This window comes from Mycobacterium sp. (genome assembly GCF_049278535.1).
Taxonomy (GTDB): Bacteria; Actinomycetota; Actinomycetes; order Mycobacteriales; family Mycobacteriaceae; genus Mycobacterium.
Genome location: NZ_JBAPMI010000344.1, coordinates 1 through 14,336 on the forward strand (window position 1 = coordinate 1; position 14,336 = coordinate 14,336).

The following is a 14,336-nucleotide window of genomic DNA, read 5'->3' on the forward strand; positions in this document are numbered from 1 at the left end:
GCGCCAGCGGCCGTCGACCAGAAGGCCGATGCCCATGTACTGGCCCGGCTGGTAATCGAAGCTGAAACCCCAACCCGGCTTGATGACCAGCGTCGCGGAATCGTGCGTCTCCCGCCTGACGTCAAGAATGCGGCCCCGCAATTCCCGCGCCGACCACAGCGGATTGGCAAGTCGCAGATAGTCATCGGGAAGGAGAGGCGTGGTGATGCGTCGGGCCAGGGTGCGCAACGCATGCCAGCCAGGATGGGTTTCCACTCCGGCCAGCGTAATGGGCCTGGTCTCGACGACGTCGGCCGCCGCTCGCGGTATTTTTCTGTCCACTACGGCTTTTCTGGCCATTGAAAAACTCCCGCCCTCGCTCCGGACAGGACCTACGGTACCGTAACTTACGGCACCGTAGCTATGCCTTAGAGCAGCTCGAGCAGGAACGGGAGCTCTTGGACCGCGTACCAGGCCAGCTCGTGATCCTGGGCGTCACCCACGGTCAGCTCGGCGTCCTCGTCGCCGAGGTCGGCGGCATCAATCACCGCGATCGCGTCCCTGACCTGGGCTTCCGCAGCGGCGTTGTCGACAAACGCGGCGACGACATCGTCGGTGGTCACCGGCCCGCCGATCCGCACGACGGCGTCGTCGAGATCCGGTCGCAATGTGACATCGCCGACATCCGCCACCAGCACCGCGCGTCGGGCGGGCAATTCGTCGCCCGACTGCCCGGAATCATCGGCCGCGCCGGCCAGCAGCCGCAGCGACGCCAGCGCCGCCTCACGCAACGCGACCTCGCCCAGCTCGTCGTCGTCGCCCTCGGCGTAGGCCTCCCGTAGCTTGGGCGTCACCGCGAAAGCGGTGCCGCTGACCGGCTGCAGCGAGCCGTCGGCGACGAGTTGCGCAAGCATGGCCAGTGTCACCGGGATGTAGATCCGCATCAGGCAGCAGCCACCCGGGTCATTCGGCCGAACCGATCAACGTCGCGACATGATCGTCAACGTAGGTCGACAGCTCGCGCGGCGGCCTCTGATAGTCCCCGGTCTTGATCGGATGATCGGGCAGTTTGACTTTCGGCAACTTCACATCGCGATAGTCGATGGTGGACAACAGATGCGCAATCATATTCAGCCGTGCGTGTTTCTTGATATCTGACTCCACCAGAAACCAAGGGCTGTAAGGCTTGTCAGTGTAAGCCATCATCTCGTCTCTGGCCCGTGAATAGTCTTCCCATTTGTACAGCGCGTCCAGATCCATCGGGCTCAGCTTCCACTGCCGCACCGGGTCGTTGCGCCGCGCCTTGAATCGGCGCAACTGCTCGTCTTCGGAGACCGAAAACCAGTACTTGCGCAGCAGAATTCCGTCGTCGATCAGCATCTGCTCGAATATCGGTGTCTGCTGCAAGAACAGCGCATGCTCCTGCGGCGTGCAGAAACCCATGACTGTCTCGACGCCGGCCCGGTTGTACCAGGACCGGTCGAACAACACGATCTCGCCCTTGGTGGGCAGCTGCGCGATATAGCGCTGGTAGTACCACTGCCCGCGTTCCCGGTCGGTCGGGGCAGGCAGCGCGGCGATCCGGGCAAAGCGAGGGTTGAGATATTCGGTGACCCTCTTGATGGTACCGCCCTTGCCCGCCCCGTCACGACCCTCGAAGATCACCACAATGCGACTACCAGAGACTCGCACCCATTCCTGGAGTTTCACCAATTCCGTTTGGAGCCGGAATAATTCAGCCTCATAGACCTTGTTCGAGATCCCGGCCTTCGCCTTCTTCGCCTTGCTCACCATCGAATGGTAGGTCTACTGCGCGGCTTCCAGCAGTTCATCGAGCGATTCGGCCAGCAATCCCGGTAATACGTCGACATCGCTCATCGCGTCGCGATCGGCGTTGATGCCGAAGTACAACATGCGGTTGTACGACGTCACGCCGATGGCCAGTACCTGGTTGCTCAACAGCGGCGGCACGGCGTAGGTCTCCATCAACTTCGCTCCGGCCACATACATTTGCGACTGGGCACCCGGTGCATTGGTGATCAACAGGTTGAACAATCGCGGCGACAAGCCGGTGGCGACTCGAATTCCCATGGCGTGCAAGGTCGGCGGCGCAAATCCCGACAGGGTCGCGATGGTGCGGGCGTCAACCAGGCTGCCCGCGGTCGGATTGGTTTCGGTGGCATGGGCGATCTGCGACAGCCGCACCACCGGGTTGCCCTCCCCGACGGGTAGGTCGACCAGAAACGGCGCGACCTGGCTGATGGCCTGCCCCCGGCCCGACGAGTCGAACGCCTCATCCACGTAGACCGGCAACGGCGCCATCGCCCGCACCGTCGTGGTGATCGCCGGCGCCTCGCCGCGCGACGACAACCAGTTACGCAGCGCGCCGGTGATTACCGCCAGCACCACATCGTTGACGTCGCAGGCGTAGCGCGACCGGATCGTCCGGTAGTCGTCGAGTCGTCCGCAGGCCACCGTGTAGCGCCGGTTGCGCGACACCGTGGTGTTCAGCGGGCTGCGCGGGGCGGTGCCGCGCGCCAGGGTTCGGGCGACGTCGAACAGTCGACGGCCGGCGTCGACGAGTTGGCCGGAGTTGGTCACCAGATCGATGACCCCGCTGTGGACTGCCTTCAATTGCGCCTGCGGGCGGGTGGCCCAGTCACCGATCGCGCCAAGCAGCAGCCGCGCGGTGCCCGGTTCGCGGCGCGGCACCCAGATGTCTTCGGCGAACGGCGCCGGACGCCGGTTCCGATCGGCGACGACATGGCTGATCTCGACGGCACCCATGCCGTTGATCAACGCCTGATGCGACTTGGTGTAGAGGGCCAGCCGGTTGTTGGCCAATCCTTCTACCAGGTACATCTCCCAGAGCGGCCGCGACTTGTCCAGCGGGCGCGCGGCCAGCCGGCCGATCAGCTCGTGGAGTTGCTCGTCGCTACCCGGCGACGGCAGCGCGGAGCGCCGGACGTGGTACGTGATGTCGAAATCGTGGTCGTCGACCCACACCGGCCGGGCCAGCCGCATGGTTACTTCGCGGACCTTCTGCCGGTAGCGCGGCACCTTCGGCAACTGCCGCTCGACGGTGGCCAGCAACGTCTCGTAGCTCAACCCGGCGCGTGGCTGACGCAGAATCGACAGCGAGCCCACGTACAACGGCGTCGCCGAACTCTCCAGCTCGTAGAAAGAGGCGTCCGAAGCGGACAACCGGGTCACGTCGCCTCTCCCCGCCTCTCCCCTTTTCGTCCCTATGTGAATTGGTCTACCGATCAATATGCCGCACACGGTAACGCCTCTGCCGGGCCTGCGCGCAGCGCGGGTACGCGGACACGACGATTGTGCGATGATCGTCACACTCGCCTGCCACTCTCCTGCAGGCCAACTTGTCGGGTCCGTCAAAATTCGCAGGAGAGTGCCGTGCTGACCAGCTCAAGCCCATCGGATCGCACGCCGTTCGCGGTCACCCCCGTGGTCGACTACGAACCGCCGGCACGCGACGTCCGGCAGTGCCAACCACCCTCGCCGACAGCGCTACGGAAACGCAATACGCATGTGCCGCAGCGACATTCCGAGCAGCGCCCAGCGCCGCCCGCCGCCCCGGTTTCCGAGCCGATGCGGCAGGCCGCCCGCTTCGCCGACGCCGCTCTGAAACGTGTCCTGGAAGTCATCGACCGCCGCCGGCCTATCGCGCAGCTGAATGGCCTACTGGCTGCCGGACTCGTCGATTCGGTGATGTCGGCCAATCGACTTGCCGGCACCGACGGCGGCGTGGCGGTGCTGCGCAGGGTGCGACTGCAGACAGTGGGCGACCGGGACGGATTCACCGCGGCCGAGGTATTCGGCAGCTACAGCCGTGGCCCACGGATGCACGCCATCGCCTGCCGCATCCAGCAACGGACGGCGGGACGCTGGCAGGTCGTCGCGCTGCACATCGGCTAGCGGGTCCCGCCGCGGGGAGGGCTACTCCCGATTGCCCGGCTCCTCAACGGGCCGTTGCACGGCCCGCATCGTCGCCGGGCGTGGCCCGCCGCTGAACCGTGCGAGCAGCGGGCCGAGCACGGCGACGACGAACACGTACGACATCGCCACCGGGGCCAGGCCGGCTATCGACGACCCGGCCAAACCGATGATGATCAACGAGAATTCGGCGCGAGCGATCAGGGCGGTGCCGGCGCGCAGTTGCCCGCGGCGGGCCACCCCGTCGCGCCGCGCCGCGAAAATACCGGTCGCCACCTTCGCCGCACTGGTCACCACGGCCAGGCCAATCGCCACCGGAAGAGCAGGAGCCAGCGTGTGCGGATCGACGCCGATCCCGACCCCTAGAAAGAACACCGCGGCGAACAGATCGCGCAACGGCCCCAACACCTTCCGGGCGCGGTCCGCCGTGTCGCCGGTCAGCGTCAGACCGACCAGGAACGCACCGACGGCAGCCGACGCGTGCACCTCTTCTGCCAGCGCGGCAACGATCAGCGTCACCCCCAGCACGCGCAGCAGCAACTGCTCGGAATCCTCGGTTCCCACCAGCCGGCCGAAGTAGTGGCCCCAGCGGTGCGAAATGACGAACGCGATCCAGAACGCCCCCACCCCGACAACCATGCCGAGCAGTGCCTTCAGCCAGGTACCGCCGCTGACCAGCACCGCGAACACCGGCAGGTAGGCCGCCATCGCGAAATCCTCGAGCACCAGCACGGCCAGGATCGCGGGTGTCTCGCGGTTACCCACCCGGTTGAGGTCTTCGAGCAGGCGCGCGATCAAACCGGATGACGACACATAGGTCACGCCGGCCAGCGCGAGGATGCCGATGCCCTGGAACCCGAGCAGCCAGCCCGCTATGGCCCCCGGCGTCGCGTTGAGCACGACATCGACCAGCGCCGAGGGGACGTGTTGCTTCATGCTGCTGGCGAATTCGGCGCTGGAGAACTCCAGACCCAACGTCAGCAGCAGCAGCACTACGCCGATGGGCGCACCGGTTTTGACGAACACGCTGGCCTCGGTCACCGGCTGAATGCCGCCCTTGCCGAGTAACAGCCCGGCCAGCAGGTACAGCGGGATCGGCGACAGCGCGAACCGGCGCGCCAGCGCGCCCAGCAACGCAAGCGCAGTCAGGACTGCGCCGAGTTGCAAAAGCAGCGGCGCCGAAATCTGCACGCAATCAGCCCTTTTGGACGAGCTGCTGCACGCCGTTGATGCCGGCTTCGGTGCCGACCACGATCAATACGTCGGCAGCGCGCAGCATCTCGGACGGCCCCGGCGAAGCGAGCACCTCGTCGTTGCGCACGATCGCGACGATCGAAGCGCCGGTCCGGGTCCGGGCACGGGTGTCCCCCAGCGGCCGGTCCGCGAAGACGCTGCCCGGCAGGATGTGCACCTGCCCGGCCTCCAGGCCGGGTATTTCGCGAGTGAGCTCGACGAACCGTTCGGCGATCCGCGGCGCGCCCAGGATCTGGGCTACCGCATCTGCTTCCTCGTCGGTGAGCCGAAAAACCGGACGGGCCTGATCGGGGTCGTCGCTGCCGTAGAGCACTACCTCGAAGTAGCCGCCGCGCCGGGCGATGATCCCGATCCGCTCACCGTGGTTGCTGGTGAACTCGTACCGCACGCCCATGCTGGGCAGCAGCACCTCTTTGACGTCCATGGCCCTAGCGCCGCTTGGTCTTGGCGTGCCGGCCCTGCCGACGGGCGGCCTCGCGGCGTTCACGGCGCGAACCGCCGGACGCACCCGCAGGCGGGTTGCCACCGTTGCCCTGCACCTGCGTCGAGCCGTCCTCGGCGGGCCCGCTGTAGGTCAGCGCGGGTGCCTCGTTGTCAATTCCCTTGGCGCGCAACGCAGGAGAGGGTTCACGCGCCGCGCCGGTCTGCTGCTGCGCGTTGGCTGCTGCGGCGGTAGCGAACTCCGCCAGGCCTTCCGGCTCGGCGACCGGGCCGACCTGCTGTGCCGGAACCGCCTCCACTGCGACGTTGAACAAGAAGCCGACGGACTCTTCCTTGAGGCCCTCCAGCATCCCGGTGAACATATCGAAGCCCTCGCGCTGGTACTCCACCAGCGGATCGCGTTGTGCCATCGCGCGCAGGCCGATGCCCTCTTTGAGGTAGTCCATCTCGTAGAGATGCTCGCGCCACTTACGGTCGATGACGTTGAGCAACACGTTGCGTTCCAGTTGACGCATCGCACCCTCGCCGGCCAGCTCTTCGAGTTCGGCTTCCCGCTTGGCGTAGGCGTTGTCGGCGTCCTCGATCAACGCGTCGAGCAGTTCCTCGCGGGTCAGTTCACCGGGCTCGCCGACGGCGTCGGAGTCGATCAGGCTGTGATGGTCGATGCCGACCGGAAACAGCGTCTTCAGGGCTTCCCAGAGCTTCTCCAGATCCCAGTCTTCGGCATAGCCCACGCTCGTGGCGCCGTCGACGTAGGCGGTGATCACGGCGACGAGCATGTCGTGCGCCTGCTCCTGCAGGTTCTCGCCTTCCAGGATGCGTCGCCGTTCGGCGTAAATGACCTTGCGTTGCTGGTTCATCACCTCGTCGTACTTGAGGACGTTCTTTCTGACCTCGAAGTTCTGCTGCTCCACCTGGGTTTGCGCGCTCTTGATCGCGCGTGTCACCATCTTGGCCTCGATCGGCACGTCGTCGGGCAGGTTGAGCCGGGTCAGCAGCGTCTCCAGCGCCGCGCCGTTGAAGCGACGCATCAACTCGTCGCCCAGCGACAGATAGAAGCGCGATTCACCGGGATCACCCTGACGACCGGAGCGGCCACGCAGCTGGTTGTCGATGCGGCGCGACTCGTGCCGCTCGGTGCCCAGCACGTAGAGTCCGCCGGCCTCGATGACCTCTTTGGCCTCAGCCGCGGCCTCTTCTTTGACCAGGGGCAGCTCTTCGTGCCACGCCGCGTCGTACTCGTCGGCGGTTTCGACCGGGTCCAGGCCGCGGGCCCGCAGCCGGAGGTCGGTGAGAAAGTCGACGTTGCCGCCCAACACAATGTCGGTGCCTCGCCCGGCCATGTTGGTGGCGACCGTGATGGCGCTGCGGCGGCCAGCCTCGGCGATGATGCCGGCTTCCTGCTCGTGGTACTTCGCGTTGAGGACGTTGTGCGGAATACGCCGTTTCTGGAATTGTCGCGACAGATACTCCGAGCGCTCCACGCTGGTGGTACCGATCAACACCGGCTGGCCCTGTTCGTAGCGCTCGCTGACGTCGTCGACGACCGCGATGTACTTGGCTTCCTCGGTCTTGTAGATCAGATCGGTCTGGTCGGTGCGGATCATCGACTTGTTCGTCGGGATAGAGACCACACCGAGCTTGTAAATTTCGTGCAGCTCGGCCGCCTCGGTCTGCGCCGTACCGGTCATGCCGGAGAGCTTCTCGTAGAGCCGGAAGTAGTTCTGCAGGGTGATGGTGGCCAGCGTCTGGTTCTCGGCCTTGATCTCGACGCGCTCCTTGGCCTCGATGGCCTGGTGCATGCCCTCGTTGTAACGCCGTCCGACCAGCACGCGGCCGGTGAACTCGTCGACGATGACCACCTCGCCGTCGCGCACGATGTAGTCCTTGTCGCGGGCGAACAGCTCCTTGGCCTTCAGCGCGTTGTTCAGGTAGCTGACCAGCGGCGAGTTCGCCGCCTCGTAGAGGTTGTCGATGCCGAGCTGATCTTCGACGAACTCCACCCCGAGCTCGTGGACGCCGATGGTCCGCTTGCGGATGTCGACCTCGTAGTGGGTGTCCTTCTCCATGATCGGAGCCAGCCGGGCGAATTCGGTGTACCAGTTCGACGCGCCGTCAGCCGGCCCGGAGATGATCAGCGGGGTCCTGGCCTCGTCGATCAGAATCGAGTCGACCTCGTCGACGACGGCGAAGTTGTGGCCTCGCTGGACGCAGTCCTCCAGCGAGTGGGCCATGTTGTCGCGCAGGTAGTCGAAGCCGAACTCGTTGTTGGTGCCATAGGTGATGTCGGCGGCGTAGGCGACGCGCCGCTCGTCGGGAGTCATCTGCGCGAGGATCACGCCGACGTCCAGCCCCAGGAAGCGGTGCACCCGGCCCATCCACTCGCTGTCGCGTTTGGCCAGGTAGTCGTTGACGGTGACGATGTGGACGCCCTGGCCGCCGATGCCGTTGAGGTAGGCCGGCATCACCGAGGTCAGCGTCTTGCCTTCACCGGTCTTCATCTCGGCGACGTTGCCGAAGTGCAGCGCCGCCGCACCCATCAACTGGACGTCGAATGGCCGCTGGTCGAGCACCCGCCAAGCCGCCTCACGAGCCACCGCGAACGCTTCCGGCAACAGGTCGTCGAGGCTCTCCCCGTCGGAGTGCCGCTTCTTGAATTCAGCGGTCTTGGCCCGCAACTCGGCGTCGGTGAGCTTCGCGGTGTCCTCGGACAAGGTGTTGACGTACTCGGCCACTCGCTTGAGGCGCTTGACCATGCGACCTTCGCCAAGTCGCAACAACTTATCCAGCACGGCTGTGTCCCCTGTAGGTAGACGTCTTAGGCGTCATCCATCCTAGGTGACGAGCAAGTGAGGACCTTTCGCGTCAGGCCAACCGAATCAGCCCGTAGTCATAGGCGTGCCGTCGGTAGACCACCGAGGGACGTTCGGTCTGCTTGTCGTAGAACAAGAAAAAGTCGTGGCCGACGAGCTCCATCTCGTAGAGGGCGTCATCCACCGACATCGGCTTGGCCTCGTGCTCCTTGATACGCACCACCCGCCCGGGCTGATGGTGCCCGTTGCCGCCTGCGTCGCCGAAGTGCGGGGCTGCGATGTCGTCGAGAACCGGCTCGGGCTGCGGTACGACTGCAGTCGCAGCGGCCAGCGAGACCGGCGTCTTGTCGCCGTAGTGGACTTTGCGGCGATCCTTCACCCGACGCAGCCGACCCTCCAGCTTGGCCACCGCGGACTCGAGTGCGGCATAGAAACTGTCCGCGCAGGCTTCGCCGCGGACTACCGGTCCACGACCGCGAGCGGTGATCTCGACATGCTGACAGGATTTGCGCTGGCGCCGGTTGCGCTCGTGGTCGAGTTCGACGTCGAACAGATAGACGGTTCGGTCGAGTCTCTCCAGGCGGGCGAGTTTCTGCGAAACGTAGATGCGGAAGTGGTCGGGGATTTCGACGTTGCGGCCTTTAACGACGACCTCGGCGCTTGCCGTCGGTTCGTGTTCGTCGACGTCGACCGGAGGTTCAGCCAGCAGCTGTCCGGATTCCACGGTTTGTCTTGACATACTTGACAACTCGTTTCTATCGCATTGCGCGCAACTAAGCGCGCCCGGCTATCGGATACACGCGTCGACGGGGTTGTCAGAATTCAGTGGCCGCCCGCCGATGCAAGGTGTCGAAAACTCACCCCCTACCGTCGACGGTGGCGCCTCGCGCTGCGATCAGATGCGCTGCCGTGAGGCGTTGTGGTGCTTGGTCCCGACGGTAGACCGTCCACGGGCGGCATTGCCAGCATTTCGCCCGACCTGTTGCGAGTTCTTCACAAACACTCACGCCGCCGCTAGGGCCAGCACAGCTGACACCCGCGTCCCGGCCCGGTGCAGCACGCGGACCGACTCACGGGCGGTGGCGCCGGTGGTGACGATGTCGTCGACCAGCAGCAGCTCGCCGCGGGCCGGCATACTCCGGCGGGTCAGCAACACTCGTCCGGAGATGTTGCGTTCGCGGGCGGCACTGCTCAAACCCGCCGAGTCGCGAGCCCAGGCCGTCATCCGCAGCGCCCGGACCACGGTGATGTCCGGGTGGCCCGCCGTGGCCCGGGTGGCGATTCTGGTCACCGGGTCGCCGCCACGGTGACGCGCCGACCAGCCGCGGCTCGGTGCCGGGACGATCGTCAGCGGAACGTCGAGTAGACCCCACAGCAGTAGACGGTGGATACCCAGGGCCAGCGACCGCGCCAGCGGTGCGAGCAGATCCGCCCGGCCACGGTCCTTCATCGCGACGATCGCCCGCCGTCGCGCGCCGGCGTATCGGCCGAGCGCGAACACCGGCACCTGGGGATCGATGCGCGGGCTGAGGACGCGCGGCTCGTCCAGACTCATCGCGAGTTCATCGCCGCAGGCAGCACACCACGGCGTCGACGGCGCCCCGCAACCGCCGCATTCCAGCGGAAGGACCAGATCCAGCACAGCGCAAGTGTGCCGAGAAGTACCGACAACGCGGCTCTGGCGGTGGGGCCACCGACCCCTCCGCCAACGCTAAGTAGGTCGAGGTCGACCGGTTAGCCATCGCGCGCAGCGTCGTGGCCGGATAACGCGGCTCAGCCAGGCATCACCGGCATCGCCCCGCCCGCCATGAACGGTGCGACGTCCAGCCAGCCCTGCACGCCCTCGGCACCCGAGATCGACAGCTGCATCACCCCGCGCGGGTCGGCGACGTACACCGTCGATGGGTTGGCCGCGATCACGCCGACCGGCTGCTGCAGATTGCCACTCGGTGCATCCGAGTTGACCCCGTCGATGTTGACGTAGGACACCGGGTGCTCGGCGTCGTTGCGGCTCACCGCGATGTCCTCGTCAGTGCGCCACGCCAACGAGACCACTGAGGAACCCAGTCCGAACCCGAGCCGGCGCGGATAAGTCAATGCGAACTGACCGGCTTGGGTCTGCTCGACGCTGGCACAGATCACCTGGCCGTTGATGATCATCGCCGCGCGGGTGCCGTCGCGGGACAGTTGCAACTCGGCGATCACGCCGGGGAAGCGGCTGGACACCCCGGCCGAGTCGACCGGTAGCCGCGCCGGCTGCCCCGATGCAGTCTCCTGGATGGCCCGCAGCACGGTGTTGCCGTCGGCCACCACCCACACCGCATCGTCCAGCGACCAGGTCGGCCGCGAAAGTGTATGCCCGTCAGCGGCTTCGGCGGCCTCGCCGCCGAGGTCGCCGATCCACAGCGACGACGCCATATCCGGAGCGCCGGGCCGAAGGGTCACCACCGAGGCGACCTGATGCCCGTTGCGGGACAGCGCGGCGCTGGTCTGGTCCGTCGTCCGGCCGAAGGCGCCCGGTACCGGGTCGGCGCGCTGGCCGTCCAGCGCCACGACACGACCACCGATAAGCGCGTGCACTCCGGCCGCGGCGCCCTCGGCCACCCCTGGGTCGGTGGCCGCGACGTCGGTGGTGTTCCACCCGTCGGCGAATCGGTCGTCGAGTGAGGCGCCGTCGGCCTTGATCACATACGGCCCCTTGATGTCCGCGCGGGCCAGCGTCCAAATGATCTGCGCGGCAACCAGTTGCCTGCTGCGCGGGTCGGCGACGGTCAGCAACTCGAGGTCGATGCGCGCCCCGCCGTAGCCGCGACCGATGCCGCTCTTGCCGCCGTCGGCGCGGGTCACCGGCCCCCGCAGCCGCACCGGCGGTGTCAGCATGTTGTGCACGCTTTTGGCCATTTCCGGGCGTGGGCCGGCGATCAGCTTGGAAACCAGTTCGGTGGCCAGTTGATCGCGGTCGGACACCGCGACGTAGCGCGGATCCGGCACCACCGTCTTGCCGGTCGGGTCGGAGAAGTACAGCGTGTTGCGCTTGTAGGTGGCCTGGAACTGCTGCCAGTCCAAGAACACCCCGTTGGGCAGCTTGTCGATGCGCCAGCCGCCCGGTGTTTTGACCAGCTCGATGGGACCGGGATCGGGCAACTGCCCCTCGGCGGTCTCGAACACGCCCATGTCGGAAAGCGAACCGAGCTTGTCGGCGCGCATAGTGACCGAAACCCGTTCGGTGCTATGGGTTTCGACGAACACCACGTGGTCGATCAGCAGCGCGCTACCGGCGTCGTCCCACCCGTCGGACGCCGACCGGGTCAGGAACTGCCGCGCCGCCAGGTGCCGGTTGGCCGGATCGGCGGTGGCCTTGAGGAATTCGCGCAGCAGCACGTCGGGGTCCATGCCGGGCGTCGGCTTGGGCAGCTTCGCCGGTGCCGGGCGCTCGACGGTCCCGATGGCCTGTGGCGCCGAGGCGCTGGGCACACCCGCGCAACCCGCCAGCACCGCGGACAACGTGAACAGCAGTGCAGCTAACTGCCGCATCAAGCGCCCCGCTCCGCGCGCTCCCGCGGCCGAGCCTGACGCTCTTTGCGTTCGGGCGCAACCGGTTTCATCGGCAGCGGGCTGGTGGTGACCTTGTGCCCGCGCACCAGCGGCAGGGTGAGCCGGAAGCAGGCGCCGTTGCCGGGTTCGCCCCAGGCTTCCAGCCGGCCCTGGTGCAGCCGCGCGTCCTCCACGCTGATCGCCAGCCCGAGCCCGGTTCCGCCGGACCGCCGCACCCGCGACGGGTCCGACCGCCAGAACCGGCTGAACACCAACTTCTCCTCGCCCGGCCGCAGCCCGACGCCGTAGTCGCGGACGGTGACGGCGACGGTGTCTTCGTCGTAGCCCATCCGGATCCGCACCGGCTTGTGCTCGGCGTGATCGATCGCGTTGGCGATCAGGTTACGCAGAATCCGTTCGACCCGACGGGGGTCGACCTCGGCGATGACGTCCTCGTCCGGCATGTCGACGATCATCTGGACCCCGGCGTCTTCGGCCAGGTGACCGACGTTGCCCAGCGCGCTGTTGACCGTTGTCCGCAGATCGACCGCCTCGACCGACAACTCGGCCACACCGGCGTCGTGGCGCGAGATTTCCAGCAGGTCGCTGAGCAGCGACTCGAACCGGTCCAGCTCGTTGACCATCAGCTCGGTGGACCGCCGCAGGGCCGGGTCGAGGTCCTCGCTGTGGTCGTAGATCAGGTCGGCGGCCATCCGCACGGTGGTCAGCGGCGTGCGCAATTCGTGGCTGACGTCAGATGTGAAGCGGCGCTGCAGGCTACCGAACTCTTCGAGCTGAGCGATCTGCCGGGACAGGCTCTCGGCCATGTCGTTGAACGACACCGCCAGCCGGGCCATGTCGTCTTCGCCGTTGATCGGCATCCGCTCGGACAGGTGCCCGTCGGCGAACCGCTCGGCGGTCCACGCCGCCGCCCGTACCGGTACCACCACCTGCCGGGTGACCATCCAGGCGATACCGGCCAGCAGCACCATCAGCACCAGGCCGCCGGTGGCCATCGTGCCGCGGACCAGTGCGATCGTGCTCTGCTCATTGCCCAGCGGGAAGACCAGGTACAGCTCCAGGTTGTTCACCCGCGACATCGTCGGAGTGCCGATGACCAGCGCCGGACCGGAGAAGCCTTCGGTGTGCACCGTCGCGTACTGGTAGGCCACCTGCCCCGCCTTCACGAAGTCGCGCAGCGTGCCGGGCAACTGGTCGACCGGGCCGGCCGAGGCGGCAGGTCGCGGGCCATCGCCGGGTACCACCAATACGGCGTCGAACGCGCCGGCCAGACCGGCTCCGGAGGTGGGGTCGGTCTTCGACGTCAAGGTGTTGCGGGCCAGCTGCAGACTGCTGTCCAGTGAGCGCGCCTCTTCCCCGCTGACAATCCCGCTGACAGTGGCGCGAGCCCGGTCGATCTGCTCGGTGGCGGCGCGGACTTTGACGTCAAGCACGCGGTTGGTGACCTGGCTGGTCAGCGTGAAACCGAGCGCCAGGATCACCGCGAGGGACATGCCGAGCGTCAAAGCGAGCACCCGAAGTTGCAACGAGCGGCGCCAAGCCACGCCGAGGGCTCGGCTCAACGTACCCATGCCCCGGATAACCGGGCCCGACCGACCCGAACGACCGCGAAAACGTGGCTTCGAGCCAAAGATCACCGGCGCCGCTCCTCAAACATCGCGACGCTCAGGGACTCTGTGCCGCTCCTCTGCATCGCTCCGCTCTGCGTCGTCGCCGGCACGGATCACGGCGGTCCGGCCTTGTAACCCACTCCTCGAACGGTCAGTACAACGGTCGGGTTCTCGGGGTCTTTTTCGACCTTGGCCCGCAGACGCTGCACGTGCACGTTCACCAAACGGGTGTCCGCGGGGTGGCGGTAGCCCCACACCTGTTCGAGCAGCACATCACGAGTAAACACCTGGCGCGGTTTACGCGCCAACGCCACGAGGAGGTCGAACTCCAGCGGCGTCAGCGAGATCTGTTCGCCGTTACGGGTGACCTTGTGGGCGGGCACGTCGATGTCGACGTCGGCGATCGAGAGCATCTCGGCCGGCTCGTCGTCGTTGCGCCGCAGCCGGGCCCGCACCCGGGCGACCAACTCCTTCGGCTTGAACGGCTTCATGATGTAGTCGTCGGCACCCGACTCCAGGCCTAGCACCACATCCACGGTGTCGGTCTTGGCGGTCAGCATCACTATCGGAACGCCCGAATCCGAGCGCAGCACCCGGCACACATCGATGCCGTTCATGCCGGGCAGCATCAAGTCCAGCAACACCAGGTCGGGCCGCAGTTCGCGCACGGCGGTCAGCGCCTGGGTGCCATCGCCGATGACGGCGGTGTCGAAACCTTCTCCCCGCAGCA

At 66.6% G+C, this 14,336-nt stretch carries 12 protein-coding genes and 1 pseudogene; 1 reads left to right on the forward strand and 12 read right to left on the reverse strand.

The features are described 5' to 3' along the window. The 4 genes and pseudogenes from WAO18_RS22455 to WAO18_RS22470 all read right to left on the reverse strand — a co-directional run. Positions 1-321 (reverse strand): annotated as a pseudogene (locus tag WAO18_RS22455) (ferredoxin reductase); the annotation flags it as partial. A gap of 86 nt (positions 322-407) precedes the next feature. After that, a complete protein-coding gene (locus WAO18_RS22460; RefSeq protein WP_422208446.1) occupies positions 408-926 on the reverse strand; it encodes a DUF6912 family protein in 519 nt (172 codons plus the stop codon). Positions 927-942: 16 nt separating this feature from the next. After that, positions 943-1,773, reverse strand: a complete 831-nt coding sequence (ppk2, locus tag WAO18_RS22465) for a polyphosphate kinase 2 (protein WP_422208437.1) — start codon at positions 1,771-1,773, stop codon at positions 943-945. Between the two features lie 12 nt (positions 1,774-1,785). Beyond that, on the reverse strand, positions 1,786-3,192 hold the full coding sequence (locus WAO18_RS22470; RefSeq protein ID WP_422208438.1) for a WS/DGAT/MGAT family O-acyltransferase: 1,407 nt from the start codon (positions 3,190-3,192) through the stop codon (positions 1,786-1,788). 204 nt (positions 3,193-3,396) lie between these two features. On the opposite strand from WAO18_RS22470, the gene WAO18_RS22475 reads away from it, so the two are divergent. Continuing rightward, positions 3,397-3,915, forward strand: coding sequence for an Rv3235 family protein (locus WAO18_RS22475; RefSeq protein ID WP_422208447.1), 519 nt, complete (start codon positions 3,397-3,399; stop codon positions 3,913-3,915). Positions 3,916-3,936: 21 nt separating this feature from the next. Here WAO18_RS22475 and WAO18_RS22480 read toward each other — a convergent pair whose 3' ends face one another. From WAO18_RS22480 to mtrA, 8 genes are all read right to left on the reverse strand, one after another. Further along, positions 3,937-5,124: a cation:proton antiporter gene (locus WAO18_RS22480; protein ID WP_422208439.1), complete on the reverse strand. Its 1,188-nt coding sequence runs from the start codon at positions 5,122-5,124 to the stop codon at positions 3,937-3,939. A gap of 4 nt (positions 5,125-5,128) precedes the next feature. Continuing rightward, a complete protein-coding gene (locus WAO18_RS22485; protein WP_422208440.1) occupies positions 5,129-5,611 on the reverse strand; it encodes a cation:proton antiporter regulatory subunit in 483 nt (160 codons plus the stop codon). A 4-nt stretch (positions 5,612-5,615) separates the two neighbouring features. Further along, entirely contained in the window at positions 5,616-8,420 is a 2,805-nt protein-coding gene (gene secA / locus WAO18_RS22490) for a preprotein translocase subunit SecA (RefSeq protein WP_422208441.1), read from the reverse strand. Between the two features lie 73 nt (positions 8,421-8,493). Beyond that, on the reverse strand, positions 8,494-9,165 hold the full coding sequence (gene hpf / locus WAO18_RS22495) for a ribosome hibernation-promoting factor, HPF/YfiA family (RefSeq protein ID WP_422208448.1): 672 nt from the start codon (positions 9,163-9,165) through the stop codon (positions 8,494-8,496). Between the two features lie 279 nt (positions 9,166-9,444). Continuing rightward, complete coding sequence (locus WAO18_RS22500; RefSeq protein ID WP_422208442.1) at positions 9,445-10,083, reverse strand: ComF family protein; 639 nt, start codon at positions 10,081-10,083, stop codon at positions 9,445-9,447. A gap of 131 nt (positions 10,084-10,214) precedes the next feature. Continuing rightward, positions 10,215-11,975, reverse strand: a complete 1,761-nt coding sequence (lpqB, locus tag WAO18_RS22505) for an MtrAB system accessory lipoprotein LpqB (protein ID WP_422208443.1) — start codon at positions 11,973-11,975, stop codon at positions 10,215-10,217. Then, positions 11,975-13,633: an MtrAB system histidine kinase MtrB gene (gene mtrB / locus WAO18_RS22510; RefSeq protein ID WP_422208444.1), complete on the reverse strand. Its 1,659-nt coding sequence runs from the start codon at positions 13,631-13,633 to the stop codon at positions 11,975-11,977. Before mtrB ends, lpqB begins: the two co-directional genes overlap by 1 nt. Positions 13,634-13,719: 86 nt before the next feature. Then, on the reverse strand, positions 13,720-14,334 hold the full coding sequence (gene mtrA, locus WAO18_RS22515) for an MtrAB system response regulator MtrA (protein ID WP_422208445.1): 615 nt from the start codon (positions 14,332-14,334) through the stop codon (positions 13,720-13,722). Positions 14,335-14,336 lie beyond the last annotated feature (2 nt).

Bases quoted from the DNA above. Each gene is read 5' to 3' on its own strand.
- ppk2 (WP_422208437.1), bottom strand. From the start codon at position 1,773: ATGGTGAGCAAGGCGAAGAAGGCGAAGGCCGGGATCTCGAACAAGGTC.
- WAO18_RS22485 (WP_422208440.1), bottom strand. From the start codon at position 5,611: ATGGACGTCAAAGAGGTGCTGCTGCCCAGCATGGGCGTGCGGTACGAG.
- lpqB (WP_422208443.1), bottom strand. From the start codon at position 11,975: ATGCGGCAGTTAGCTGCACTGCTGTTCACGTTGTCCGCGGTGCTGGCG.